20 protein-coding genes are annotated in these 23,210 nt (G+C 72.2%); 13 read left to right on the forward strand and 7 right to left on the reverse strand.

Annotated features, from left to right (window positions below):
- Positions 1 to 111 precede the first annotated feature (111 nt).
- From D6270_RS29135 to secD, 3 genes are all read left to right on the forward strand, one after another.
- On the forward strand, positions 112 to 837 hold the full coding sequence (locus D6270_RS29135) for a rod shape-determining protein (protein ID WP_109167230.1): 726 nt from the start codon (positions 112 to 114) through the stop codon (positions 835 to 837).
- A gap of 458 nt (positions 838 to 1,295) precedes the next feature.
- Positions 1,296 to 1,892 (forward strand): hypothetical protein, encoded by a 597-nt coding sequence (locus D6270_RS33725; protein ID WP_109162716.1) that lies wholly within the window; start codon positions 1,296 to 1,298, stop codon positions 1,890 to 1,892.
- Between the two features lie 35 nt (positions 1,893 to 1,927).
- Positions 1,928 to 4,252 carry a protein translocase subunit SecD gene (secD, locus tag D6270_RS29145; protein WP_109162715.1) on the forward strand — a complete coding sequence of 775 codons (2,325 nt, stop codon included), beginning with the start codon at positions 1,928 to 1,930 and terminating at the stop codon, positions 4,250 to 4,252.
- 63 nt (positions 4,253 to 4,315) lie between these two features.
- On the opposite strand, the gene D6270_RS29150 is transcribed toward secD, so the two are convergent.
- Entirely contained in the window at positions 4,316 to 5,116 is an 801-nt protein-coding gene (locus D6270_RS29150) for a helix-turn-helix domain-containing protein (protein WP_109162714.1), read from the reverse strand.
- Between the two features lie 64 nt (positions 5,117 to 5,180).
- Between D6270_RS29150 and D6270_RS29155 the strand changes: the two genes are divergently transcribed.
- Complete coding sequence (locus D6270_RS29155; protein WP_109162713.1) at positions 5,181 to 5,486, forward strand: 4a-hydroxytetrahydrobiopterin dehydratase; 306 nt, start codon at positions 5,181 to 5,183, stop codon at positions 5,484 to 5,486.
- Between the two features lie 69 nt (positions 5,487 to 5,555).
- Here D6270_RS29155 and D6270_RS29160 read toward each other — a convergent pair whose 3' ends face one another.
- Positions 5,556 to 6,518, reverse strand: a complete 963-nt coding sequence (locus D6270_RS29160; RefSeq protein ID WP_109162712.1) for a LysR family transcriptional regulator — start codon at positions 6,516 to 6,518, stop codon at positions 5,556 to 5,558.
- Between the two features lie 197 nt (positions 6,519 to 6,715).
- Between D6270_RS29160 and D6270_RS29165 the strand changes: the two genes are divergently transcribed.
- Positions 6,716 to 7,663, forward strand: coding sequence for a class I SAM-dependent methyltransferase (locus D6270_RS29165; protein WP_109162711.1), 948 nt, complete (start codon positions 6,716 to 6,718; stop codon positions 7,661 to 7,663).
- 25 nt (positions 7,664 to 7,688) lie between these two features.
- Here D6270_RS29165 and D6270_RS29170 read toward each other — a convergent pair whose 3' ends face one another.
- The 4 genes from D6270_RS29170 to D6270_RS29185 all read right to left on the reverse strand — a co-directional run bounded on the left by D6270_RS29170 (position 7,689) and on the right by D6270_RS29185 (position 12,182).
- Positions 7,689 to 8,162 (reverse strand): RICIN domain-containing protein, encoded by a 474-nt coding sequence (locus tag D6270_RS29170; protein WP_109162710.1) that lies wholly within the window; start codon positions 8,160 to 8,162, stop codon positions 7,689 to 7,691.
- 80 nt (positions 8,163 to 8,242) lie between these two features.
- The gene (locus D6270_RS29175; RefSeq protein WP_109162709.1) at positions 8,243 to 9,079 is read right to left on the reverse strand and encodes an aldo/keto reductase; all 837 of its coding nucleotides are present in this window, start codon (positions 9,077 to 9,079) and stop codon (positions 8,243 to 8,245) included.
- Positions 9,080 to 9,178: 99 nt separating this feature from the next.
- Positions 9,179 to 10,978: an AMP-dependent synthetase/ligase gene (locus D6270_RS29180; protein WP_109167229.1), complete on the reverse strand. Its 1,800-nt coding sequence runs from the start codon at positions 10,976 to 10,978 to the stop codon at positions 9,179 to 9,181.
- 322 nt (positions 10,979 to 11,300) lie between these two features.
- Positions 11,301 to 12,182 (reverse strand): LysR substrate-binding domain-containing protein, encoded by an 882-nt coding sequence (locus D6270_RS29185; protein WP_109167228.1) that lies wholly within the window; start codon positions 12,180 to 12,182, stop codon positions 11,301 to 11,303.
- 128 nt (positions 12,183 to 12,310) lie between these two features.
- Between D6270_RS29185 and D6270_RS29190 the strand changes: the two genes are divergently transcribed.
- Positions 12,311 to 13,345 carry a bile acid:sodium symporter family protein gene (locus D6270_RS29190; protein ID WP_109167227.1) on the forward strand — a complete coding sequence of 345 codons (1,035 nt, stop codon included), beginning with the start codon at positions 12,311 to 12,313 and terminating at the stop codon, positions 13,343 to 13,345.
- Between the two features lie 12 nt (positions 13,346 to 13,357).
- Here D6270_RS29190 and fdhD read toward each other — a convergent pair whose 3' ends face one another.
- The gene (gene fdhD, locus D6270_RS29195; protein ID WP_109162708.1) at positions 13,358 to 14,206 is read right to left on the reverse strand and encodes a formate dehydrogenase accessory sulfurtransferase FdhD; all 849 of its coding nucleotides are present in this window, start codon (positions 14,204 to 14,206) and stop codon (positions 13,358 to 13,360) included.
- Positions 14,207 to 14,472: 266 nt separating this feature from the next.
- Here fdhD and D6270_RS29200 point away from each other — a divergent pair, with 266 nt between their 5' ends.
- The 7 genes from D6270_RS29200 (at position 14,473) to D6270_RS29230 (ending at position 23,091) form a co-directional block, all read left to right on the forward strand.
- Positions 14,473 to 15,432, forward strand: a complete 960-nt coding sequence (locus D6270_RS29200) for a beta-ketoacyl-ACP synthase III (RefSeq protein WP_109162707.1) — start codon at positions 14,473 to 14,475, stop codon at positions 15,430 to 15,432.
- 159 nt (positions 15,433 to 15,591) lie between these two features.
- Entirely contained in the window at positions 15,592 to 16,773 is a 1,182-nt protein-coding gene (locus tag D6270_RS29205) for an ROK family transcriptional regulator (protein WP_109162706.1), read from the forward strand.
- Between the two features lie 302 nt (positions 16,774 to 17,075).
- Positions 17,076 to 18,599: a sugar ABC transporter ATP-binding protein gene (locus D6270_RS29210; RefSeq protein WP_109162705.1), complete on the forward strand. Its 1,524-nt coding sequence runs from the start codon at positions 17,076 to 17,078 to the stop codon at positions 18,597 to 18,599.
- Entirely contained in the window at positions 18,596 to 19,648 is a 1,053-nt protein-coding gene (locus D6270_RS29215; RefSeq protein ID WP_109162704.1) for an ABC transporter permease, read from the forward strand. The genes D6270_RS29210 and D6270_RS29215 overlap by 4 nt, the downstream gene beginning before the upstream one ends.
- Before the next feature lie 82 nt (positions 19,649 to 19,730).
- Positions 19,731 to 20,768: a substrate-binding domain-containing protein gene (locus D6270_RS29220; protein WP_109162703.1), complete on the forward strand. Its 1,038-nt coding sequence runs from the start codon at positions 19,731 to 19,733 to the stop codon at positions 20,766 to 20,768.
- Positions 20,769 to 20,839: 71 nt separating this feature from the next.
- Positions 20,840 to 22,072 (forward strand): Gfo/Idh/MocA family protein, encoded by a 1,233-nt coding sequence (locus tag D6270_RS29225; protein WP_109162702.1) that lies wholly within the window; start codon positions 20,840 to 20,842, stop codon positions 22,070 to 22,072.
- 14 nt (positions 22,073 to 22,086) lie between these two features.
- Positions 22,087 to 23,091, forward strand: a complete 1,005-nt coding sequence (locus D6270_RS29230; RefSeq protein ID WP_109162701.1) for a sugar phosphate isomerase/epimerase family protein — start codon at positions 22,087 to 22,089, stop codon at positions 23,089 to 23,091.
- Positions 23,092 to 23,210: the final 119 nt, after the last annotated feature.

Here is a 23,210-nt window from a genome sequence, read left to right on the forward strand (position 1 = left end):
CGTGAGCCCGGGGCGCTCCGGGTGCGCCACGGACACCGCCGGCTCGGCGGCAGGACCGTGGCCGCCCGGGGGCTCGCCCTGGACCTCGGCAGCTCCCACACCCGGGCCTGGGTGCCCGGACACGGCCTGATCACCGACGCCTTTCCCGGCAGCGGCGGCCCCTTCGGCGGCCCGGAGGGGGAGGCCGGGCGGTCCGTCCGGCGCGGGCGCATTGTCGACCCCGAGTCCTGCGGACGGCTGCTCGGCCGCATCGCCGACGTGGCCCTGGGCCCCGACCGCACGGACAGCGTCATCGTCCTCAGCCACCCCGTCCTCGCCGGGGCCGTCCACCGCAATGCCGCGCGGGAGCTGCTCGCCGGTCTGGGGCCCACGCGCGTCCTCGTCCTCAGCAGCGCCCGGGCCGCCGCCGCGTACGCCGGACCGCGCGACGCCGGCCCGCTGCTCGTCGTGGACATGGGCGCCGAACTGACCGAGGTCACGCTCCTCGTCGGCGGCCGGATCGCCGACGCCCGGCAGGCCGAGAGCGGGCTCAGTGACCTGGACCCGGCGACGCTGCCCGGCACCCTCGTGGCCACGGTCCTCGACATGGTGAAGTCGATGTGGCGGCAGGACCGGCACGGCGCGATCCGGGGCGCCCTGCGCAAGGGCCCGGTGCTCGCGGGCGGCGGGGCGCTGCGCCCCGACGTCACCGACCGCCTCGCCCGCTGCCTCGGCACGCGTGTGCGGCTGGCCGAGGACCCGTCGACCACGGTGGTCCGTGGTGCCGGACAGATCCTCAGCTCGGTGCTCCGCCACGGAGTGACGCCCACCGCCGCCCTGCCCGGCCGACCGCGGTGACCCCGCACCCGGGAGCGCCCCGGGAAACCGCGCCCCGCCCGTGGCAGACCGGCCCGGCGGGGGCCTCCAGGAGCGAGCCGACGCCTTCGGTATCTGACTTCCGGGGCGTTCGGGCCGGCACGGGGTGTGGGGCAGCGGGGGAGCCGCCCTGTTCGGTGGGTGGCTTCCCGAGCATGACGTCCGGCCCGCCGCACGGGACAGCGAGCGAGCCGCACGGGGCGCCGAGCGTGCCGACCGGCCCGGCGGGGGCCTCCCGGCGAGTGCCGACTCGTTCAGCGCGTGGCCTCCATAGCGTGCCGACGGGCCTGCCGCACCGGACACCGACCGTGCCGACCGGCCCGGCGCCTGACTCCCGAAGCGCGCCGCCCCGTTCAGCATCTGGCTCCGCGAGCACGCCGCCCGCTCCGCCGCACCGAGCACCGATCACGCCGACCGCCCCGGCGCACCGCACCCGTACCGTGCTGGCCGCGCTGGTGCTCGCCGTTCTCACCCTGGTTGGCGGTGCCTCCGCCGCAGGCGCCACGCTCCCCGTCGCTCTCGACAGCCTCGCGGCCGCCGCCGCGTACCCGCCGAAGGCCCCGGCGCCCACCCCGAAGACCGACCGTACCGCCCACCCCGGCGGCGGCCCCCACCAGGAGCTGCGGCGCACCCGCCCGGCCCCCAGCCCCGCCGGCCCCGGAACCGGTGGCCGCAACGCCCGCGACCAGCGGCCCGGCGCCGGCCACCCCCACGCCAGCCCCGCCCCGCCGCACGCCCAGAGCTTCCACGAGCGGTCGTCGGCTGCCGATTCGATGGCCCCGACCCCCCGGGCCGGCATCGGCCGGGGGCACCTCAGCGGCCATGCGCCCCCGCCGTCGTACGACTCGCTGCTTACCCGGCCACTCCGCCTGGTCGTGCCGTGCGGCCGGGCCGAGCGGGCCCCCGAGCCATCCTTCGCCACGCCCTCCGGCCGCCGGGGCGCCCTGCCCGGTGTCCGTGGTCCTCCGGGCACGAGCGCCGGTCACCCGACCGGTCACCGGTCCTGCTCTGCCGATCCGGCGTCGCGTCCTCGCTGAGGTGAGGGCGGCCGACGCCCCACCGGAGGATTTCCATGACTCGCGCCACCACGGTGCGAGCGGTCCTGGCTGCCGCCGTGCTGCTCGTCTCCGTCTTCATCACGCTGACCATGTCACCCAGACTCGGCCTCGACCTCCAGGGCGGCACCCGTATGGTGCTCCAGGCCAAGGACTCCGCCACGGTCGAGGCCAACCGGGAGACCACCGACCGCACCCTGGAGGTCCTGCGTCAGCGCATCGACTCCCTCGGGGTCGCCGAACCCGTCCTCACCCGCTCCGGCGAGGACCGCATCATCGTCGAACTGCCCGACGTCCAGGACCCCCGCCAGGCCGCCGCCGTCATCGGCCGTACCGCCCAGCTCAGCTTCCACGCCGTCCAGGGCGCCATGCCTCCCGGCACCGACCCCGAGTCCCAGCCGGACTCCGGGGCCGGGAAGGAGGGCGAGCGGCTCGTCCTTCCCGACGAACAGGGGACACAACTCGACCTCGGCCCCGCCCGGCTCTCCGGTGCGGGCGTCAAGGACGCCACCGCCTCCTTCGAGGCCCAGCAGGCAGCCGGCTGGACGGTGAAGCTGGACTTCCACAAGGACGCCGGGAAGGACTGGACGAAGCTCACCGGTGAGGCCGCCTGCCATCCCGCCGGGGACGAACGGCGGCGCGTCGCGATCGTCCTGGACGAGAAGGTCATCTCCTCGCCCCAGGTCGACCCCTCGGTCGGCTGCCAGGCCGGACTGCCCTCCGGCGGTACGCAGATCACCGGCTCCTTCAGCGCGAAGGAGGCCCGCGACCTGGCCCTGCTCATCAAGGGCGGCGCCCTGCCCGTACCCGTCGAGATCGTCGAACAGCGCACCGTCGGCCCGACGCTCGGGGCCGCCGCCATCGACGCCAGCGCCCAGGCGGCTCTGATCGGCGCCGCCGCCACCGCGCTCTTCATCACCATCGTGTACCGCCTCTTCGGCGCGCTGGCCGCCGTCGCCCTCGCCGCGTACGGAGTGATCTCGTACGCCGCACTCGTCGGCCTCGGCGTCACCCTCACGCTCCCCGGCCTCGCCGGGTTCGTCCTGGCCATCGGGATGGCGGTCGATGCCAACGTCCTGGTCTTCGAACGGGCCAGGGAGGAGTGTCAGGACCGGCCGGCCCTGTCCCTCCGCTCGGCGCTGACCACCGGGTTCCAGAAGGCGTTCAGCGCGGTCGCGGACTCGAACATCACCACGCTCCTCGCGGCCGGGCTGCTGTTCTTCCTCGGCTCGGGCCCGGTCAAGGGCTTCGGTGTCACCCTCGGTATCGGCGTCATCGCCTCGATGTTCTCCGCGCTGGTCATCGCCCGCGCGCTCACCGAGATCGCGGCGGGCTCCCGCTTCGTCAGCGACTACCGGGGCGTCAACGGCATCGCGCGCCCCGGCAGCGTGCGGACCTGGCTGACCCGCAAGGACCCGGAGCTCTTCCGGAAGCCGGTCCAGTGGCTCGTCATCTCCACGGTTCTGGTCGCCGTCGCGGTCGCCGGGATCGTGGTGCGCGGGGTCGACCTGGGCGTCGAGTTCACCGGGGGGAGGCTGGTGGAGTATTCGACCAGCCGGCCGGTCGACGTCGAAACCGCCCGCTCCACGCTCGCCGAGGCCGGGTTCGGTGACGCCGAGATCACCACGGCGGGCGACGGCGACATCTCCGTACGCACCGGAAAGCTGGACAACGACGGGGAGCACGCCCTGCGGACCGCCCTGGCCACCGAGGGCGGTGAGACCACGAAGGTACGGGACGAGCTGATCGGCCCGAGCCTCGGCGACGAACTGCGGCGCAACGCGCTGATCGCCCTGGCCGTCGCCGTGCTCGTGCAGCTCGCCTATCTGGCGGTCCGGTTCCGCTGGACGTTCGCCGTGGGGTCGGTGGTCGCGCTGGTGCACGATGTGATCATCGTCGTGGGCGCCTTCGCCTGGCTGGGGCGGCCCGTGGACGGCATCTTCCTGGCGGCCCTGCTCACCGTCATCGGCTACTCGGTCAACGACTCGGTGGTGGTCTTCGACCGGGTACGGGAACTGTGGGCCGGGAACCGGAAGGCACCGCTGGCCACCATCGCACGCCGGGCGGTGCTCCAGACCGTCCCCCGTACGGTGAACACCGGGATGGGCGCCCTGTTCATCCTGGTCGCCCTCGCGGTGCTGGGCGGCGACTCGCTGACCGACTTCGCGCTCGCCCTGCTCATCGGCATCGTCGTGGGCACCTGGTCCTCGGTCTTCACCGCCGTACCGGGCGCGCTCGTCCTGGAACGCACCACCAGCGCACCACCGCCCGTACCGGGCCGGTCCTCCAAACGCGCCCGCGCACCCCGGCGCGACCACCTCGACAACGGGGCCCGCGTCTGACCCCGAACGCGAGGAGACGTCCGTCCCCCTGCCCCGGGCTCCGGGGCAGGGGGACGGCGACGGTCACCGCAGGCGGTCGCGCAGATGGGCCGCGGTCTCCCGGTCCGCGGGCAGGAACGTCTCGATGGCCAGCTCCGCCACCGTCACGTCCATCGGGGTGTTGAACGTGGCGATCGAGGCGGTGAACGACAGCACACGGCCCCCGTGTTCGACCACCAGGGGCAGCGCGAACGACGGCCTACGCGCCCCGCCCCGGTCACCGTCATCCCGGCCCGCCACGGGGTAGGCGGCCACCTCCTCGTACAGTGCGCGCAGCTCCGGCGACCGTACGAGCGCGATCTGGCGCTCCATCTGCGCCAGCAGGTCCGCCCGCCACTCCGGCAGGTTCAGGATGCGCGGCGCGAGACCCGCCGGGTGGAGGGTGATCCGCACGGCGTTGAGCGGCGGCGTCAGCAGCTCCTCGGAGACCCCCTCCATGAGCAGGGCGATGCCCCGGTTGGCGGCCACCACGGTGTACGTGCCGTCGACGACGAGCGCGGGATAGGGCTCGTACCCCGCCAGCAGCCGGTCCAGCCCCTCGCGCACCGCCGCCATCGCGGGGGCGTCGAGGGGGGTCTGCGGGTAGCGGGGCGCGTAACCGGCGACCACCAGCAGGGCGTTGCGCTCCCGGACGGGGATGTCCAGCTGCTCGGCCAGGCGCAGGACCATGTCCTCGCTGGGCCGCGAGCGGCCCGTCTCGATGAAGGAGATGTGGCGGGCCGAGGAGTCCGCGCGCAGCGCCAGATCCAGCTGGCTCATCCGCCGCCGCTCCCGCCAGCCGCGCAGCAGCGGCCCCACGCCCGTGTCGGGGGAGACAGTCGTCACGGGAAGACCGTAACGTCACCTGTCCGGTCGCACGCCGACATCCGAGACCCACGGGAGCCGTTGCATGTCCGCCGAACCGCTGTCGAAGACCGAGACCGAACACCGCCTGGAGTCGCTCCCCGGCTGGGCGCTGGAAGAGGACCGGATCACCCGGACCTACCGGCTGCCGTCGCACTTCGCCGCCGCCGCGCTCACCGTCCACATCGCGCAGATCCAGGACGGGCTGAACCACCACTCCGATCTGACGCTCGGGTACAACACCGTGGCCCTGTCCGTGCACACGCACGACGCGGGCGGCAAGGTCACGGAGAAGGACGTGGAGCTGGCCGCCCGGATCGCGGCCGCCACACCGGCCCACGGCGCGGAGTAGCCGGAGTCAGGGGTACGGCGGCGGCCGGCCCGGCCCGGAGAGGAGGGCCCGCTCACCGGGCCGGGGCGCTCAGCTGACCAGCCCGAACCGCGGATTCCCGGCGAGCCACTGCGCGTAGACGGGGCTGCGGGACACGGCCTCCGCGTACGCCGCCCGGGTCTGCCCGGCCACCGTCACCGCCGCGGCGTCCGCGGCGGGGGAGTGCGGGTGCCAGCCCAGCAGGTGCCGCCAGCTGAGCGGCGCACCGGCGAGCGGCCGGGTCACCACTCCGGGCACCGGCGGGAACGTCGCCCGGCAGAGCCCGATCGCCCGTCCGACCTGCACCAGATGGACGACGGACGAGGTGTCCGTCTCGTACACCGACACCGGGGTGAAACCGGCCCGCGCGCAGGCCGTGGCGAAACAGTCGGCGAAACAGCCGTCCCCCGGAACATCGGCCCAGCACTGGTCCGCCAGCGCGGCGAGGTCCAGCTCCCGTTCCCCGGCCAGCGGATGGCCCTCCGGCAGCATCACGAAGACCGGGTCCACCCCCACCACCTCCCAGACCAGCCGTTCGGCCAGTGGGGGCGGGCTCTCGCCGCACGTGCCGATCAGCGCGAAGTCGAGGCGCCCGTCGATCGTCAGGGCGGCGATCTCGTCCACCGACCACGCGGTGTACGTGGAGACCGGCGCGGCCGGGTGCGCCGTGGCGATCCGGTCGACCAGACCGCCGAGCAGCGGGCCGTGCGTACCACCGAGCCGGAACCGCTCCAGCGGCCCGGTGGCGTTGGCGAAGCGCACGGCCTCCGCCTGGAGTTCGCTCACCGCGGGCAGCACCACCCGGGCCCGCTCCAGCACCAGCTCACCGAGCGGAGTGGCACGGGCGCCCGTGTGATCCCGCTCGAAGAGCGTGCCGCCCAGGGCCTTCTCGATCCGCCGCAGCTGGGCACTGAGAGCGGGCTGGGCAAGGCCCAGCGTGGCGGCGGCCTTGGTAAGGCTTCCGGTGTCGGCGATGGCACGGACGGTTCTCAGATGGCGCAACTCCAGCTCCATAAAGGCAAGTTATGGCCCCTGGCCCGCCCGGGCAATATGTCGGTCACTCTTCGGTTCAGGCAATGTTTCCGGGCTGTACGTCCGGCCGGGGAGGGGCGGAGGCGTCTGCTCCGGTTCAGCGGGGCGGGCTGTCGCGGAAACTTGCCGGAGCGGCAACAGAACTTGCCCGTTCTCCGGCCTCCGGTGAGGGTGGTGCCATGAGCAGCCACGCCGCACACGGCCACCACGACGCGCACGCCCCTGGAGCGCATACCCACGACGCGCACGCCCACAGCCATGGATCAGGCGCCGCGGGCGCGGGTACGGAGTTCGACTGGGACGTCATGGGCCCGATGCTGGAGCAGGAGGCGGAACTCAACAGCGGCACCTACGAAGAGGCCGCCCGGTGGATCGCCGCCCTGCCGACCGCGCCGACGGTCCGGCGGGTGCTGGACATCGGCAGCGGCCCCGGTGTCGTCACGTGTCTGCTGGCCGAGGTGTTCCCGGAGGCCGAGGTCGTCGCCGTGGACCCCACGCCCGCCCTGCTGGAGCGGACGGAGGCCCGCGCCCGGCGGCTCGGGCTGAGCGACCGCGTACAGACCCTGGAAGCCGAACTCCCTCAGGAAGCTCACCGGTTGGGCGAGGCCGACCTCATCTGGGCCGGTAACTCCCTGCACCACATGGGTGATCAGCGCGCCGCCCTCGCCGAATTCGCCGAACTCCTGCGCCCCGGAGGAACCGTGGCGCTCCTCGAAGGCGGGCTCCCCACCCGGCGGCTGCCCCGGGATCTCGGCATCGGGCGGCCTGGTCTGGAGGCCCGGATGGACGCGGCCCTCGCCGCCCGGTTCGACCGGATGCGGACCGAACTGCCGGACGCCAAGCGGGAGGCCGAGGACTGGAGCGCCCTGATCGCGGCGGTCGGCCTGACCCCGCAGAGCACACGCAGCTTCCTGCTGGACCTGCCGGCCCCGCTCTCCGCGCCCGCCCGCGAGCATGTGGTCACCAAGCTGACCCGGGAGTACGAGGTCTTCGGCGAACTCCTGGACGCCGATGACCGCGCCGTACTGGAACGGCTGCTGGACCCCGAGGACCCGGCGGCGGTCCACCACCGGCCCGACGTCTACCTGCTCACCGCCCGCACGGTCCACCTCGGCCGCCGCGACTGAGACCTCCAGGCCGGGGGAGCCACCGTCAGGACGACGCCACCGGCTCCAACTCCCACCACTGGAAAGGGGAGTCGGTGTCCTCCCACTGCTGGACCGTCCCGCCCTCCTCGGTGGAACGGTCGGCGACCTCCATGACGAGCCCGCTGATGAAGCTCACCAGCGTCACCGTGCCCGGCGCCTCCAGGTGCTGCTCGATCAGCCACTCCTGGGCGCCGAAGTTGTTGGCCTTCCACTGCTGGATACGGACGCCGTTCTCCGTGCCGGCGTTCGCGACGTCCAGCCGCTTCCCGCTGTGCGCGTTGACCAGGTGATGGAGGGCCGCGCCCTCGTGCACCGGGGACAGCCGCCACCGCTGGGCCGCCGACCCGTCGTCCTTGCCCTGCTGCACACGGGCACCGCTGCCCTTGGCGGCGCCGTACACCTCCAGCACCAGGCCGCTGCCGATATTGCGCAGACGGTACGTGCCCGCCTCGACGACGGGCGCCGGATCGCTGCTCATCTCGCGTTCTCCCCCGGGGAGTCGATGGCCGAAGGCGCCCCCGCCGAGGGGACGGTGGGGGCGCCGGACGTACCTGACGCTCAGGCGCCGAGGTTGAACTCCGCCGGGTCCGGGCCGAGCCGCTTGCCCTCGTCCAGTGCCGCGAAGGCGGCGAGGTCGTCGGCGTCCAGCTCGAAACCGAACACGTCGATGTTCTCCTCGATCCGCGCCGGGGTCACGGACTTCGGGATCACGATGTTGCCGGTCTGCAGGTGCCAGCGCAGGACGGCCTGGGCGGGGGTGCGGCCGTGCTTCTGGGCGATGGCGACGACCGTCGGCACCTCCAGGAGGCCCTTGCCCTGGCCCAGCGGCGACCAGGCCTCGGTGGCGATGCCGTGCTCCGCGTGGAAGGCGCGCGCCTCGGTCTGCTGGAGCTGGGGGTGCAGCTCGATCTGGTTGAGGACGGGGACCACGGAGGTCTCGTCCAGCAGCCGCTTCAGGTGCTCGGGGTGGAAGTTCGACACACCGATCGCCTTGGCGCGGCCGTCGGCGTGGATCTTCTCCAACGCCCTGTACGTGTCGGTGTACGCGTCCTTGGCCGGGACCGGCCAGTGGATCAGATACAGGTCGACGTAGTCCAGGCCGAGCTTGTCCAGCGAGGCGTCGAAGGCGCGCAGCGTGCTGTCATGGCCCTGCTCGCTGTTCCACAGCTTCGTGGTGACGAAGAGCTCGTCACGGGCGACCCCGGAGGCGGCGATGGCCTTGCCGGTGCCCACCTCGTTCTCGTAGATCGCGGCGGTGTCGATGGACCGGTACCCGGACTCGATGGCCTTCGCGACCGCCTTCGCGGCCTCGTCGTCCGGCACCTGCCAGACACCGAAACCGAGCTGCGGCATTCCGAGGCCGTTGTTGAGGGTGATGGAGGGGACCTGGCTCACGAGCGGTCGATCCTTACGTTGTCGGTTGGTACTCCCGAGGAGAACGAACGGGCGCTCCCGGGCATTCCCGCTCCATGATCCAGAGCTCGCGTGGGCCGGTCAGTGGTAGAGCGCGTCCACCTCTGCCTCGTAGGCCGTCTCGATCGCCTTGCGCTTCAGCTTCAGCGAGGGGGTGAGCAGCCCGTGCTCCTCGGTGAACGGGTGGGCCAGAATCCGGAACGTACGGATCGACTCGGCCTGCGACACCGCCGTGTTGGCGGCCACCACCGCCCGGCGGACCTCCATCTCCAGGTCCGGATCGCGCACCATCTCGGCGGGGCCCAGCGCCGTGCGGCCCTGCATGGTGAGCCAGTGCTCCACGGCCTCCTGGTCGACGGTGACCAGCGCCGCGATGTACGGGCGGTCGTTGCCGACGGCGATGCACTGGGCGACCAGGGGGTGGGCCCGCACCCGCTCCTCCAGGCCGGACGGCGACACGCTCTTGCCGCCGGACGTCACCAGGATCTCCTTCTTCCGCCCGGTGATCGTGAGATAGCCGTCCGCGTCCAGCGAACCGATGTCCCCGGTGGCCAGCCAGCCGTCCTCCATCGTGGCCCGGGTGGCCGCGGGGTTGCCCAGATAGCCGGAGAAGACGTTGGGGCCGTGCACCCACACCTCGCCGTCCTCCGCGATGTGCACCGACGTACCGGGGATGGGCAGACCGACCGTGCCGTACCGGGTGCGCTCGGGCGGGTTGGCGGTGGCCGCCGCGGTGGTCTCGGTCAGCCCGTACCCCTCGAAGACGCTCACCCCGGCGCCCGCGAAGAACAGGCCGAGCCGGCGGTTCATGCCCGAGCCGCCCGACATCGCGTGCCGCACCCGGCCGCCCATCGCGTCGCGGACCTTCTTGTAGACGACCTTGTCGAAGAACTGGTGCTGCATCCGCAGCCCGGCCGACGGTCCGGGACCGAGGCCGAACGCCTTCCGCTCCAGCGCCTCCGCGTACTTCACCGCGATGTCGACCGCCTTGTCGAAGGGCCCGGACCGGCCCTCCGCCTCGGCCTTGCGCCGGGCGCCGTTGAAGACCTTCTCGAAGATGTACGGCACCGCCAGGATGAAGGTGGGCCGGAACGCCACCAGGTCCGGCATCAGGGCCTGTGCCGAGAGCTGCGGCTGGTGGCCGAGCTTGACCCGGCCCCGTACCGCCGCGATCTCCACCATCCGGCCGAAGACGTGCGCCAGCGGGAGGAAGAGCAGGGTGGCCGCCTCGTCGCCGGGCCGGGAGTGGAACACCGGCTCCCAGCGGGCGACCATCGTGTCGGCCTCGAACATGAAGCTCGCGTGGGTGATCACGCACCCCTTGGGGCGGCCCGTCGTGCCCGAGGTGTAGATCACCGTCGCCACGGACTCGGGCGTCACGGCGCGCCGGTGCCGGTGCACCACCTCGTCGTCGACCATCCCGCCCGCGGCGAACAGCTCGTCCACCGCACCGGCGTCCAGCTGCCACAGCCGCTTGAGGTGCGGCAGCCGGTCGATCACCGAACCGACGGTCATCGCGTGGTCCTCGTGTTCCACCATCACCGCCACCACCTCGGCGTCGTGCAGCATCCAGTGGACCTGCTCGGCCGACGAGGTCGGGTAGACGGGCACCGACTGCGCGCCCACCGACCAGATCGCGAAGTCGAAGAGCGTCCACTCGTACCGGGTACGGGACATGAGGGCGACCCGGTCGCCGAACCGGACACCGTGCGCGATCAGCCCTTTGGCCAGCGCCAGCACCTCGTCGCGGAACGCCTCGGACGTCACATCCCGCCACTGCCCGCCCGCGTCCTTGCGGCCGAACGCGACCCGCTGGGGATCGTCCTCCGCGTAGGCGAAGACCGCATCGGCCAAACCGCCGACCTGGGGCGCCGCGGCCAGGGGTGGGACAGTGATTTCACGCAATGGCCTGCTCCTCGGGGCGCTCCGCACAGCGCCGCGACGCTACCCCAACCGGGGGCCGGGCGGGAGGGTCCGAACCCCGGGTAAAACGTGGCATTCGCAGAGGTCAACCGTCGAAATCCGGCCAGATGGGCAAGGCTCGGGCGCACTTCTGACGGAGGCGTAAGCGGCTCGCGGCCAAATCTCCACCGAATCCGACCGTGGTGATCATTCCGGATTCGCGCGGGTGTGCGGTGCTCTGTTCCGCTATCGAACTCTCTGTGCCGGAGGGTGCCGCTGGGTGCCGGAGAGCGCCGGCGGGTCAGTCGCCGCCACCCCGGTGCAGCCGGTCCCCGCCCGCCAGGATCGCCCCCGCCAGCGCGTCCGCCGCCTCCAGCGCCGCGCCCCTGCGGTCCCCGTGCAGCAGCACGAAGTCGACGCCGCCCGGCTCCGGCAGCCCCGCCCTGGCCGGAACCGGTACGAGCCCCGGCGGGATCAGCCCCCGCGAGTGCACCATCACGCCGAGCCCCGCCCGCGCCGCCGCGACCAGGGCGCTCAGGCTCGTACTCGTACAGGCGATCCGCCAGGACCGCCCGTGCTCCTCCAGCACCTCCAGCGCGCGGGCCCGGGTGATGCCCGGCGGCGGGAAGACGATGAGCGGCACCGGGCGTTCCGGGTCGATCCGCAGCCGGGGCGCGCCGATCCAGTCCAGCGCGTCCTGCCACACCAGCTCGCCGTGCGTGTCGCCGGTCCTCCGCTTCGCCAGCACCAGATCCAGCCGGCCCGCCTCCAGCCGGCGGTGCAGCGTCCCGGACAGCTCCACGGTGAGTTCCAGTTCGACCTCCGGATGGTCGCGGCGGAACGACTCCAGGATCTCCGGCAGCCGGGTCAGCACGAAGTCCTCCGAGGCGCCGAAGCGGAGCCGCCCGCGCAGCCGGGTGCCCGTGAAGAACGCCGCCGCCCGCTCGTGCGCCGCGAGGATCGTCCGGGCGAAGCCGAGCATCGCCTCGCCGGCCTCGGTCAGGTCGACCCGGTGGGTGTCCCGGGCGAACAGCTGCCGCCCGGTGGCCTCCTCCAGCCGCCGGACGTGCTGGCTGACCGTGGACTGCCTGATCCCGAGGCGGCGGGCGGCCTGGGTGAAGCTCAGGGTCTGGGCGACGGCGAGGAAGGTACGGAGCTGGGCGGGGTCGTAGGAGGTGTCCACGGACACCACGCTAGACGCTCCTATCGCGTTATGTGATGACAGTCAGAGCGGTATGAGGGATTCCCGATCGCCCGGCGGCGGGCAGGATGGTGGGGCACCCCAGCGAGCCGAAGAATCACGTGGAGCCCATGAGCAGTCGCCGCCGCACCCTCGCCCTGCCGTCCTGGCTGCCGGTCGACGCGTACATCCTGGCGCTGGTCGGCACGGTCGCCCTCGCCGCGCTGCTGCCCGCGCGCGGCACGGCCGCCGATGTGGCGGGCGGGGCCTCCACCGGGGCGGTCGCCCTGCTCTTCTTCCTCTACGGTGCCCGGCTCTCCACCACGGAGGTACTCGACGGGCTGAAGCACTGGCGGCTCCACCTCACCGTCCTGGCCTGCACGTTCCTCGTCTTCCCGCTCCTCGGGCTGGCGAGCGGGGGACTGGTGCCGTACGTGCTGACGCCCGAGCTCCAGGCGGGCTTCCTCTTCCTCTGCCTCGTACCGTCGACGATCCAGTCCTCGATCGCCTTCACCTCGATGGCCCGGGGGAACGTGCCCGCCGCGATCTGCGCCGGGTCCTTCTCCAGCCTCACCGGGATCTTCCTGACGCCGCTGCTCGCCGCGCTGCTGCTCGGCTCCACCGGCGGCGGGTTCTCGGCGGACTCGCTGCTGAAGATCGTGGTCCAGCTGCTCGTGCCGTTCCTCGCCGGGCAGTTCCTGCGCCGCTGGGTCGGCGGATTCCTGACCCGGCACAAGAAGGTGCTGGGGCTGGTGGACCGTGGATCGATCCTGCTGGTCGTCTACACCGCGTTCGGCGAGGGCATGGTCGCCGGAGTCTGGAGCCAGGTCACCCCCGCCCGGCTCGGCGCCCTGCTCGGGGCCGAGGCGGTCCTGCTGGCCGTGATGCTCGCACTGACCTGGTACGGGGCGCGGCGGCTCGGCTTCGACCGGGAGGACCGGATCGCCATCCAGTTCGCCGGGTCGAAGAAGAGCCTGGCGGCGGGGCTGCCGATGGCGAGCGTGCTGTTCGGGGCGCACGCGAGCCTCGCCGTGCTGCCGCTGATGCTCTTCCACCAGATGCAGCTGATGGTCTGCGCGGTCATCGCCAAACGTCGCTCGCGGGACCCGGAGGCGGTGCGGGACCGGGAGGACTCCGCGTCACGGGCGCCCGCCACGGTGACCTGAGCCGCGGAAGCCTCACCCCTGCCGGGCCCCCGCCGCCAGCGCGATCCGGTGCTCACCGGCGTACACGTTCATCGAAGGCCCCCGCAGGAACCCCACCAGGGTCAGCCCGGTCTCCGCCGCCAGGTCCACCGCCAGCGAGGACGGCGCGGAGACCGCCGCGAGCACCGGGATCCCGGCCATCACCGCCTTCTGCGCCAGCTCGAACGAGGCCCGCCCCGAGACCAGCAGCACCGCCCGCGACAACGGCAGCCGCCCGTCCGTCAGCGCCCGCCCCACCAGCTTGTCCACCGCGTTGTGCCGCCCCACGTCCTCCCGCACGTCCAGCAGCTCGCCCTCCTCGGAGAACAGGGCCGCCGCGTGCAGCCCGCCGGTCCGGTCGAACACCTTCTGTGCGGCCCGCAGCCGGTCCGGGAGGGCGGAGAGCAGCTCGGGCGTGACCCGGACCGGGGGAGTGTCGCCGACCGGGTGGCGGGTCGTGGTGCGGACGGCGTCCAGGCTGGCCTTCCCGCACAGGCCGCACGAGGACGTGGTGTAGACGTTCCGCTCCAGCGTGATGTCGGGGACCACGACACCGGGCGCGAGCTTCACGTCCACCACGTTGTACGTGTTCACGCCGTCGGCGGTCGCGCCGGCGCAGTAGACGATGGACTGCACCTCGTCCCCCTCGGCGATCACGCCCTCGCTCACCAGGAACCCGGCGGCGAGCGCGAAGTCGTCACCCGGTGTGCGCATCGTGATGGCCAGCGGCTTTCCGTTCAGCCGGATCTCCAGGGGCTCCTCCGCGACGAGCGTGTCGGCGCGGGAGGAGACGGCCCCGTCCCGGATACGGAGGGTGCGGCGGCGCTCGGTGACCCGTCCCATGAGGCTGAACCCGATTCTGTCGGTGTGCGGAGCTCCGGCCGTGGGTCGGACCGGAGCCTGGCCCTGCCATTGTCCTGCACACGAGGTACGGCGTCTGAGCCGCGTCCGCGCCCCCCCCCGAACGGACGGTCGGGGGAGCACGCAGGTGAGGCTGTTGTCAATGCTCCAACGTGTGGGCCGGTTTCCTGTGGGATCACGTGCCCCCGTACCGGACGGTAGCCACCAAGACTGGATGTTTCCTGCCCTACGTAACGATGGGAACCCGTATGACCGGCTCACGTGTCGTGGCGCTCGGCCACTATCAGCCCGCCAAGGTGCTCACCAACGACGATCTGGCGGCCCTGGTCGACACGAGCGACGAGTGGATCACGAGCCGGGTCGGCATCAAGACCCGGCACGTGGGCGGCCCCGACGAGCCGGTCGACGAGCTGGCCGCGCACGCCGGAGCCAAGGCGCTGGCCGCCGCCGGTCTCCAGCCTTCCGACATCGATCTGGTCCTGGTGGCCACCTCCACGGCCATCGACCGCTCCCCGAGCATGTCGGCCCGGGTCGCGGCGCGGCTCTCCATGGGGTCACCCGCGGTGATGGACATCAACGTGGTCTGCTCGGGCTTCACCCATGCCCTGGCCGTCGCCGACCACACGATCCGGGCCGGTGCGGCGACCCGCGCGCTGGTCATCGGCGCCGACAAGATGGCCGACATCGCGGACTGGACCGACCGCACCACCTGCGTCCTGCTCGGCGACGGCGCGGGCGCCGCCGTGGTCACCGCCGACCCGTCCGCCCCCGACGCCCCGGGCGGCCCCGGGATCGGTCCGGTGCTGTGGGGATCGGTGCCGGAGATGGGCAACGCCGTACGGATCGAGGGCACGCCGCCGCGCTTCGCCCAGGAGGGCCAGTCCGTCTACCGCTGGGCCACCACCCAGCTGCCCCCGATCGCCCGCAAGGTCTGCGAGAAGGCGGGTGTCGCCCCCGAGGACCTCGGCGCCGTCGTCCTGCACCAGGCCAACCTGCGGATCATCGAACCGGTCGCGCGGAAGATCGGCGCGGTCAACGCGGTCATCGCCCGGGACGTGGTCGACTCCGGCAACACCTCCGCCGCCTCCATCCCGATGGCGCTCTCCAAGCTCGTGGAGCGCGGTGAGGTCGCCTCCGGAGCGCCGGTGCTGCTCTTCGGTTTCGGCGGGAACCTCTCGTACGCCGGACAGGTCATCCGCTGCCCCTGAGCGCGTCCGGAGTCACCCCGCCCGGGCTTTGTCCTGAGTGTGGAGAAAGTTGGGGCCGATTCCTGCGCAACTTCTTCCCACTGCGGGAAAGCGCTGCTACGTTCCCCTCGAAAGCCCGACGGACTGGCCGGATGTGGCGGGGAGGGACGCGTGAGACGTATGACGGCACGACCCGCGAACGCGCATCAGGCACGACTGCTCCGGCTGCTGCGCGACGGGGGTCCCAACTCCCGTGCCCAGCTGGGTGATCAGGTCGATCTCTCGCGCTCCAAGCTCGCCGTCGAGGTGGACCGGCTGCTGGAGACCGGCCTGGTGGTGGCCGACGGACTCGCCGCATCCCGTGGCGGGCGCCGCTCGCACAACATCCGGCTCGCCCCCGAACTGCGCTTCCTCGGGGTCGACATCGGCGCCACCTCCATCGATGTGGCCGTCACCAACGCGGAGTTGGAGGTCCTCGGCCATCTCAACCAGCCGATGGACGTGCGCGAGGGCCCGGTCGCGGTCTTCGAGCAGGTCCTGGCGATGGCGGCCAAGCTCCGGGCCTCCGGCCTCGCCGAGGGCTTCGACGGCGCGGGCATCGGGGTCCCCGGCCCCGTCCGCTTCCCCGAAGGCGTGCCGGTCGCGCCGCCGATCATGCCCGGCTGGGACGGTTTCCCGGTCCGCGAGGCGCTCAGCCAGGACCTGGGCTGCCCCGTCATGGTCGACAACGATGTGAACCTCATGGCGATGGGGGAGCAGCACGCGGGCGTCGCCCGCTCCGTGGGCGACTTCCTCTGCGTCAAGATCGGCACGGGTATCGGCTGCGGGATCGTCGTCGGCGGTGAGGTCTACCGGGGGACGACGGGCAGCGCCGGGGACATCGGGCACATCCAGGTGGAACCGGACGGCCGGGCCTGCGCCTGCGGCAACAAGGGCTGCCTGGAAGCCCACTTCAGCGGGGCCGCCCTGGCCCGTGACGCGGAGGACGCCGCCCGTGAGGGCCGCTCGCCCGAGCTCGCGGTCCGGCTGGAGGCGGCCGGACGCCTCACCGCCGCCGATGTGGCCGCCGCCGCGGCGGCCGGGGACGCGGCCGCACTCGACCTGATCCGCGAAGGCGGCAACCGGGTCGGGCAGGTCATCGCCGGTCTCGTCAGCTTCTTCAATCCCGGTCTGGTGGTGATCGGCGGCGGGGTCACCGGCCTCGGTCACAACCTCCTCGCCAGTGTCCGCACCCAGGTCTACCGGCAGTCCCTGCCCCTGGCCACCGGCAACCTCCCCATCGTGCTGGGCGAGTTGGGTCCCACCGCCGGAGTGATCGGCGCGGCCCGCCTCATCAGCGACCACCTCTTCTCACCGGCCTGACCACGGGGCCGGTGAGCGGCGCCCGCGCCGAGGCCGACACCGTACGCACCACCGATCCGCGCCCCGTGCGCACCACCGATCCGTACGCACCGCCCCTTCCCGTTCCGTACGCACCACCTATCCACGTTCCGTACGCACCACCGCTTTGGTCAGGTACTCGTCAGGTACCCCCGTCAGCAGCCGCTCGCGGTGCCGCCGGCTCCACGGCACCTCCAGCCCTGCGCCCCGCCCGCTCACCGGCCCTCCCGAACGCCCGGCACCCCGCCGGGCAGCGGAGACCCCATTCGCCGAGGGGATTCGTCATGGCACCAGAACCACCCCTGCTCACCATGTCCGGCATCACCAAGTCCTTCCCCGGCGTACGCGCCCTGGACGGCGTCGACCTGGAGGTCCAGGCCGGCGAGGTCCACTGCCTCCTCGGCCAGAACGGCGCAGGCAAGTCCACCCTCATCAAGGTGCTCGCCGGGGCCCACCAGCCCGACGACGGCGAGATCACCTGGCGCGGCGAGGCGGTCCGGCTCAAGTCCCCGATCGCCGCCATGCGCCTGGGCATCGCCACGATCTACCAGGAACTCGACCTGGTGGAAGGGCTGTCGGTCGCCGAGAACGTCTTCCTCGGCCATGAACCCACCAGCGCGGGCTTCATCGTCCGTACTGGAGAGGGCCGTTCGGCCGCGAAAGCGCTCCTGTCCCGGCTCGGCCACCCGGAGATCGACCCCGCCCGGCCGGTCGGCTCCCTCTCCGCCGCCCAGCAGCAGATCGTCTCCATGGCGCGGGCGCTCTCCCACGACGTACGGCTCATCGTGATGGACGAGCCCTCCGCCGCTCTCGACCCCGACGAGGTCGACAACCTCTTCCGGATCGTCGACAGCCTCACCGCCGACGGGGTCGCCGTCGTCTACATCTCGCACCGGCTGGAGGAGATCCGCCGCATCGGCGACCGGGTCACCGTGCTGAAGGACGGCCGGGCGGTCGCGGTCGGGCTCCCCGCCGCCGACACCCCCACACGCGACATCGTTGCCATGATGACCGGCCGCGATGTCGAGTACGTCTTCCCGCCGCGCCCGGACGAGGCGGTGGCGAACACCACCGAACCCGTCCTGAAGGTCCAAGGCCTCTCCCGCGCGGGCGAGTTCGCGCCCGTCGACCTCGAACTGCGGCCCGGCGAGATCGTCGGCCTCGCCGGTCTCGTCGGCTCCGGCCGCTCGGAGATCCTGGAGACGATCTACGGCGCCCGCAAGGCGAGCACCGGAACCGTCTCCGTCGGTGGCAAGCAGCTCAGGCCCGGCAGCGTCCGCGCCGCCGTAGCCGCCGGGATCGGTCTCGCCCCCGAGGAGCGCAAGGCCCAGGCCCTGCTGATGACCGAGTCCGTGACCCGCAACGTCTCCGTCTCCTCGCTCTCCCGGTTCGCCCGGGTGGGCTGGATCGACCGGGGCGGCGAGCGGCGGTCCGCGCAGCAGGCCACGCGTGAACTCTCCCTGCGGCCGGACAACCCGGACACACCGATCCGCACCCTCTCCGGCGGCAATCAGCAGAAGGCCGTCCTCGCCCGCTGGCTGCTGCGCGGCTGCCGGGTCCTGCTGCTGGACGAACCCACCCGTGGCGTCGACGTCGGTGCCCGCGCCGAGCTCTACGCCGTGATCCGCCGGCTGGCCGACGAAGGCCTCGCCGTCCTGCTCGTCTCCAGCGAAGTGCCCGAAGTCCTGGGCCTCGCCGACCGGGTGCTGGTGCTCCGGGAGGGACAGGTCGTCCACACGGCCCCCGCCCAGGAGCTGGACGAGCACCGCGTACTCGACCTCGTGATGGAAGGGAGCCCGACGCCATGACACAGCCCGCCCCGTCGGCGCAGCACAACGGGCCGGACAAGGGGGCCCTCACCGGCCCCGCCGGCCCGCCCCCGGTGAAGACCGGCGGTCAGAAGCCCGGCCTCGGACTGCGGCTCGACGTCCGGATCCTGTCCCTGCTCGGTGTCCTCGCCGCCCTCGTCCTGGTCGGCGGCATCACCGAACCGGGCGCGTTCCTGGACACCGGGAACCTCCAGCTGATCCTCACCCAGGCCTCCGTCATCGGGGTCGTCACCGTCGGCATGACCTTCGTCATCACCAGCGGCGGCATCGACCTCTCCGTCGGGGCGATGGTCGCCCTCGCCTCGGTCTGGGCGACGACGCTCGCCACCCAGGAGTACGGTTTCGCGGGCATCGCCTTCACCGCCGTGGTCGTCGGGCTCGCCGCCGGACTGGTGAACGGCGTCCTCATCGCGTACGGCGGGATGGTCCCGTTCATCGCGACGCTGGCCATGCTCGCCTCGGCGCGCGGTCTCGCCCTCATGATCACCGACGGCAAGACGCAGATCGTCACCGTCGACTCGGTCCTCAGCCTCGGCCTGCCGGACTCCTACTTCCTCGGGATCCCGCCGCTGGTCATGATGTTCGCCGCGGTCACGGTCATCGGCTGGCTGATCCTCAACCGCACCACCTTCGGCCGCCGCACGGTCGCGGTCGGCGGCAACGCGGAGGCGGCCCGGCTCGCCGGGATCGACGTCCGCCGCCAGCGCCTCTACCTCTACCTGCTCTCCGGAATGTGCTGCGGCATCGCCGCCTTCATGCTGATCGTGCTCTCCGGCTCCGGCCAGAACACCAACGGCAATCTCTACGAACTCGACGCCATCGCTGCCGCGATCATCGGCGGCACCCTGCTCAGCGGCGGCCGCGGCACCATCGTCGGCTCCGTCCTCGGCGTCCTGATCTTCACCACGATCACCAACATCTTCGCGCTCAACAATCTCCAGAGCGACGTCCAGCAGATCGCCAAGGGCGCCATCATCGTCGCCGCCGTCCTCGTCCAGCGCCGCACCCTGCGCGGCGGCGAGACCTGAGCAACCCGCCGAACCTGAGCCGCACTTCCCCGTCCTGAGCCGTATTTCGCACGTCACCCACCGGATGAAGGGTCCAACCACCATGCCAGAAACCAGCCGCAGAGGGCTGTTGTTCGGAGCCGCAGCCATCTCCTCGGGCGCCCTCCTCACCGCCTGCACCAGCAACGAGCCGAAGAACGCCGAGCCCGCGGGCAACAGCCAGCCCGCAGCCGACGACAAGCCCGGCAAGCCCGTCACCATCGGGTTCGCCGGACCGCAGGCCGACCACGGCTGGCTCAACGCCATCAACGTGAACGCCAAGTCGCGGGCGGAGAAGTACAGCGAGGTGACGCTGGAGATCACCGAGGGCTCCAACGACACCGCTGCCCAGATCGGGCAGGTCAAGACCCTCATCAACAAGAAGGTCGACGTCCTCGTCATCCTCCCCGCCGACGGCAAGGCGCTGACCCAGGTCGGTCTGGAGGCGATGAAGGCGGGCATCCCGGTCGTCAACCTGGACCGGATCTTCGCCTCCCCGCAGGCGTACCGCTGCTGGGTCGGCGGCGACAACTACGGCATGGGTCTCAACGCCGGTCACTACATCGGTGAACAGCTCAAGGACAAGGCGAACGCCAAGGTCGTGGAGCTCGCCGGCATCGACAACCTGGAGCTGACCAAGCAGCGCAGCCAGGGCTTCGCCGACGCGCTCAAGAACTACTCCAACATCAAGCTGGTGGCCCGTCAGGCCGCCGACTTCACCGTCGAGTCCGGCCAGGCGAAGATGGCCCAGCTCCTCCAGGCGCAGAAGCAGTTCGACGCCCTGTGGAACCACGACGACGACCAGGGCGTGGGGGCGCTCCGCGCCATCCAGCAGGCCGGCCGTGACGAGTTCATCATGGTCGGCGGCGCCGGCGCCAAGTCCGCGATGGACGCCATCAAGGCCGACAACTCGGTGCTCAAGGCGACCGTCCTCTACCCGCCGACGATGGCCGCTTCCGCCATCGACCTGGCCCGGGCGCTGGGCCAGAGCAAGGGCGTCAGCGGTCTCTCCGAGATGGAGATCCCGACCTCCCTGACCCTGTACTCGGCCGTGGTCACCAAGGACAACATCGACCAGTACCTGCCGACGGGCTTCAACTGAGCGGGTCCGCGGGGGGTGCGGCGAGCGCATCCCCCGGCCCGTTACCGCACACCGATGAGGAGGAAGTCCGCATGGCCCGTAGTCAAGAGACGGAAGCGCAGACCGCAGCACCGCCGACGCAGGCGCGAGCAACGCTCGGGGTCGGCATGGTCGGATACGCGTTCATGGGCGCCGCCCACTCCCAGGGGTGGCGCACCGCCGGACACGTCTTCGACCTGCCGGTGCGGCCCTCTCTCGCCGCGATCTGCGGACGCGACCGCGCGGCGGTCGACGCCGCCGCCGCCCGGCACGGCTGGGCGGCCGCGGAGACCGACTGGCGGGCGCTGATCGCCCGGGACGATGTGCAGCTGATCGACATCTGCACCCCGGGCGACAGCCATGCGGAGATCGCCATCGCCGCCCTGGAGGCGGGCAAACACGTGCTGTGCGAGAAGCCGCTCGCCAACACCGTCGCCGAGGCGGAGGCGATGGTCCGCGCCGCCGAGGCTGCGCAGGCCCGCGGCCAGGTGGCGATCGTGGGCTTCAACTACCGCAAGGTGCCCGCCATCACCTTCGCCCGGCAGCTCATCGCGGACGGCCGCCTCGGCACCCTGCGCCACGTACGCGCCAGCTACCTCCAGGACTGGCTGGTCGACCCGGCCTCCCCGCTCACCTGGCGCCTCAAGCGCGAGCACGCCGGGTCGGGTGCGCTGGGCGACCTGGGGGCGCACATCGTCGACCTCGCGCAATATCTCGCGGGGGAGCTGCTGACCGGGGTGTCGGCCGTGAGTGAGACCTTCGTACGGGAGCGGCCCCTGCTCTCCGGTGCGTCGGCCGGGCTCTCCGGCGGCGCCGACGCGGTGGAGCGGGGCGAGGTGACGGTGGACGACGCGGCCATCTTCACCGGCCGGCTCGCCTCCGGGGCGCTGGCCTCCTTCGAGGCGACCCGGATGGCCGCCGGCCGCAAGAACGCGCTGCGGCTGGAGATCAACGGCGAGCTGGGCTCGCTCGCCTTCGACCTGGAACGGCTCAACGAGCTGTCCTTCCACGACCACACCGAGCCCGCCGCCACCGCCGGCTTCCGCCGCATCCTGGTCACCGAACCCGAACACCCCTACCTGGAGGCCTGGTGGCCGCCGGGCCACGCCCTCGGGTACGAGCACACCTTCGTCCACCAGGCCCGTGACGTGGTCCGCACGATCGCCGAAGGCACCCCGCCCCGGCCCTCGTTCGCGGACGGCCTCCAGGTCCAGCGGGTGCTCGCCGCAGTCGAGGAGAGCGCCGCCAAGAACTCCGTGCACACCCCGGTCCCGTCCTCGTCCTAGGAGGTAGCCCGCCCATGCCCCGCCCCTTCACCCTGTTCACCGGCCAATGGGCCGACCTCCCGCTGGAGGAGGTCTGCAAGCACGCCCGTGACTTCGGCTACGACGGACTCGAACTCGCCTGCTGGGGAGATCACTTCGAGGTCGACAAGGCGCTCGCCGACCCCGGCTACCTGGACAGCAGGCACCAACTGCTGGACAGGTACGGGCTGAAGTGCTTCGCCATCTCCAACCACCTCGTCGGCCAGGCCGTCTGCGACCACCCGATCGACGAACGCCACCAGGGCATCCTGCCCGCCCGCATCTGGGGCGACGGCGAGGCCGAAGGCGTACGGCAGCGGGCCGCCGCCGAGATCGCGGACACCGCGCGGGCCGCCGCCGCCTTCGGGGTGGACACGGTCATCGGGTTCACCGGCTCCTCGATCTGGCACCTGGTCGCCATGTTCCCGCCGGTCCCGCCGCACATGATCGAACGCGGTTACGAGGACTTCGCGGAGCGCTGGAACCCGGTCCTGGACGTCTTCGACGCGGAGGGGGTGCGCTTCGCCCACGAGGTGCACCCGAGCGAGATCGCGTACGACTACTGGACCACCAAGCGCGCCCTCGAAGCGGTCGACAACCGGCCCGCGTTCGGGCTGAACTTCGACCCGAGCCACTTCGTCTGGCAGGACCTCGACCCGGTCGGCTTCCTCTACGACTTCCGGGACCGGATCTACCACGTGGACTGCAAGGAGGCCCGCAAGCGCCTCGACGGCCGCAACGGCCGCCTCGGCTCGCACCTGCCGTGGGGCGACCCCCGGCGCGGCTGGGACTTCGTCTCCGCCGGCCACGGTGACGTGCCCTGGGAGGACGTGTTCCGGATGCTCCGGTCCATCGGCTACGAGGGCCCGATCTCGGTGGAGTGGGAGGACGCGGGCATGGACCGGCTGGCCGGCGCCCCGGAAGCGCTTGCCAGCCTCAAGCGGTTCGACTTCGACCCGCCGTCGGCCTCCTTCGACGCGGCCTTCGGCGGCGGCGAGTAGCACCGCCCGTCAAGCCCCGGGGGCATGGTCCGTACCTGGGCCCCCAGCCCCCGGGGCTGCCTCGCCCTGCCCGGATTCTCCTTTGTCCTGGCGGAAGCAGAAGTTCGACTTACCTGTTG

The organism is Streptomyces griseus subsp. griseus, from assembly GCF_003610995.1.
GTDB lineage: Bacteria > Actinomycetota > Actinomycetes > Streptomycetales > Streptomycetaceae > Streptomyces.

Bases quoted from the DNA above. Each gene is read 5' to 3' on its own strand.
- D6270_RS29220 (WP_109162703.1), top strand. From the start codon at position 19,731: ATGCCAGAAACCAGCCGCAGAGGGCTGTTGTTCGGAGCCGCAGCCATC.
- D6270_RS29200 (WP_109162707.1), top strand. From the start codon at position 14,473: ATGACCGGCTCACGTGTCGTGGCGCTCGGCCACTATCAGCCCGCCAAG.
- D6270_RS29190 (WP_109167227.1), top strand. From the start codon at position 12,311: ATGAGCAGTCGCCGCCGCACCCTCGCCCTGCCGTCCTGGCTGCCGGTC.
- D6270_RS29215 (WP_109162704.1), top strand. From the start codon at position 18,596: ATGACACAGCCCGCCCCGTCGGCGCAGCACAACGGGCCGGACAAGGGG.
- fdhD (WP_109162708.1), bottom strand. From the start codon at position 14,206: ATGGGACGGGTCACCGAGCGCCGCCGCACCCTCCGTATCCGGGACGGG.
- D6270_RS29155 (WP_109162713.1), top strand. From the start codon at position 5,181: ATGTCCGCCGAACCGCTGTCGAAGACCGAGACCGAACACCGCCTGGAG.
- D6270_RS29165 (WP_109162711.1), top strand. From the start codon at position 6,716: ATGAGCAGCCACGCCGCACACGGCCACCACGACGCGCACGCCCCTGGA.
- D6270_RS29160 (WP_109162712.1), bottom strand. From the start codon at position 6,518: ATGGAGCTGGAGTTGCGCCATCTGAGAACCGTCCGTGCCATCGCCGAC.
- D6270_RS29205 (WP_109162706.1), top strand. From the start codon at position 15,592: ATGACGGCACGACCCGCGAACGCGCATCAGGCACGACTGCTCCGGCTG.
- secD (WP_109162715.1), top strand. From the start codon at position 1,928: ATGACTCGCGCCACCACGGTGCGAGCGGTCCTGGCTGCCGCCGTGCTG.
- D6270_RS29230 (WP_109162701.1), top strand. From the start codon at position 22,087: ATGCCCCGCCCCTTCACCCTGTTCACCGGCCAATGGGCCGACCTCCCG.
- D6270_RS29170 (WP_109162710.1), bottom strand. From the start codon at position 8,162: ATGAGCAGCGATCCGGCGCCCGTCGTCGAGGCGGGCACGTACCGTCTG.
- D6270_RS29225 (WP_109162702.1), top strand. From the start codon at position 20,840: ATGGCCCGTAGTCAAGAGACGGAAGCGCAGACCGCAGCACCGCCGACG.
- D6270_RS29210 (WP_109162705.1), top strand. From the start codon at position 17,076: ATGGCACCAGAACCACCCCTGCTCACCATGTCCGGCATCACCAAGTCC.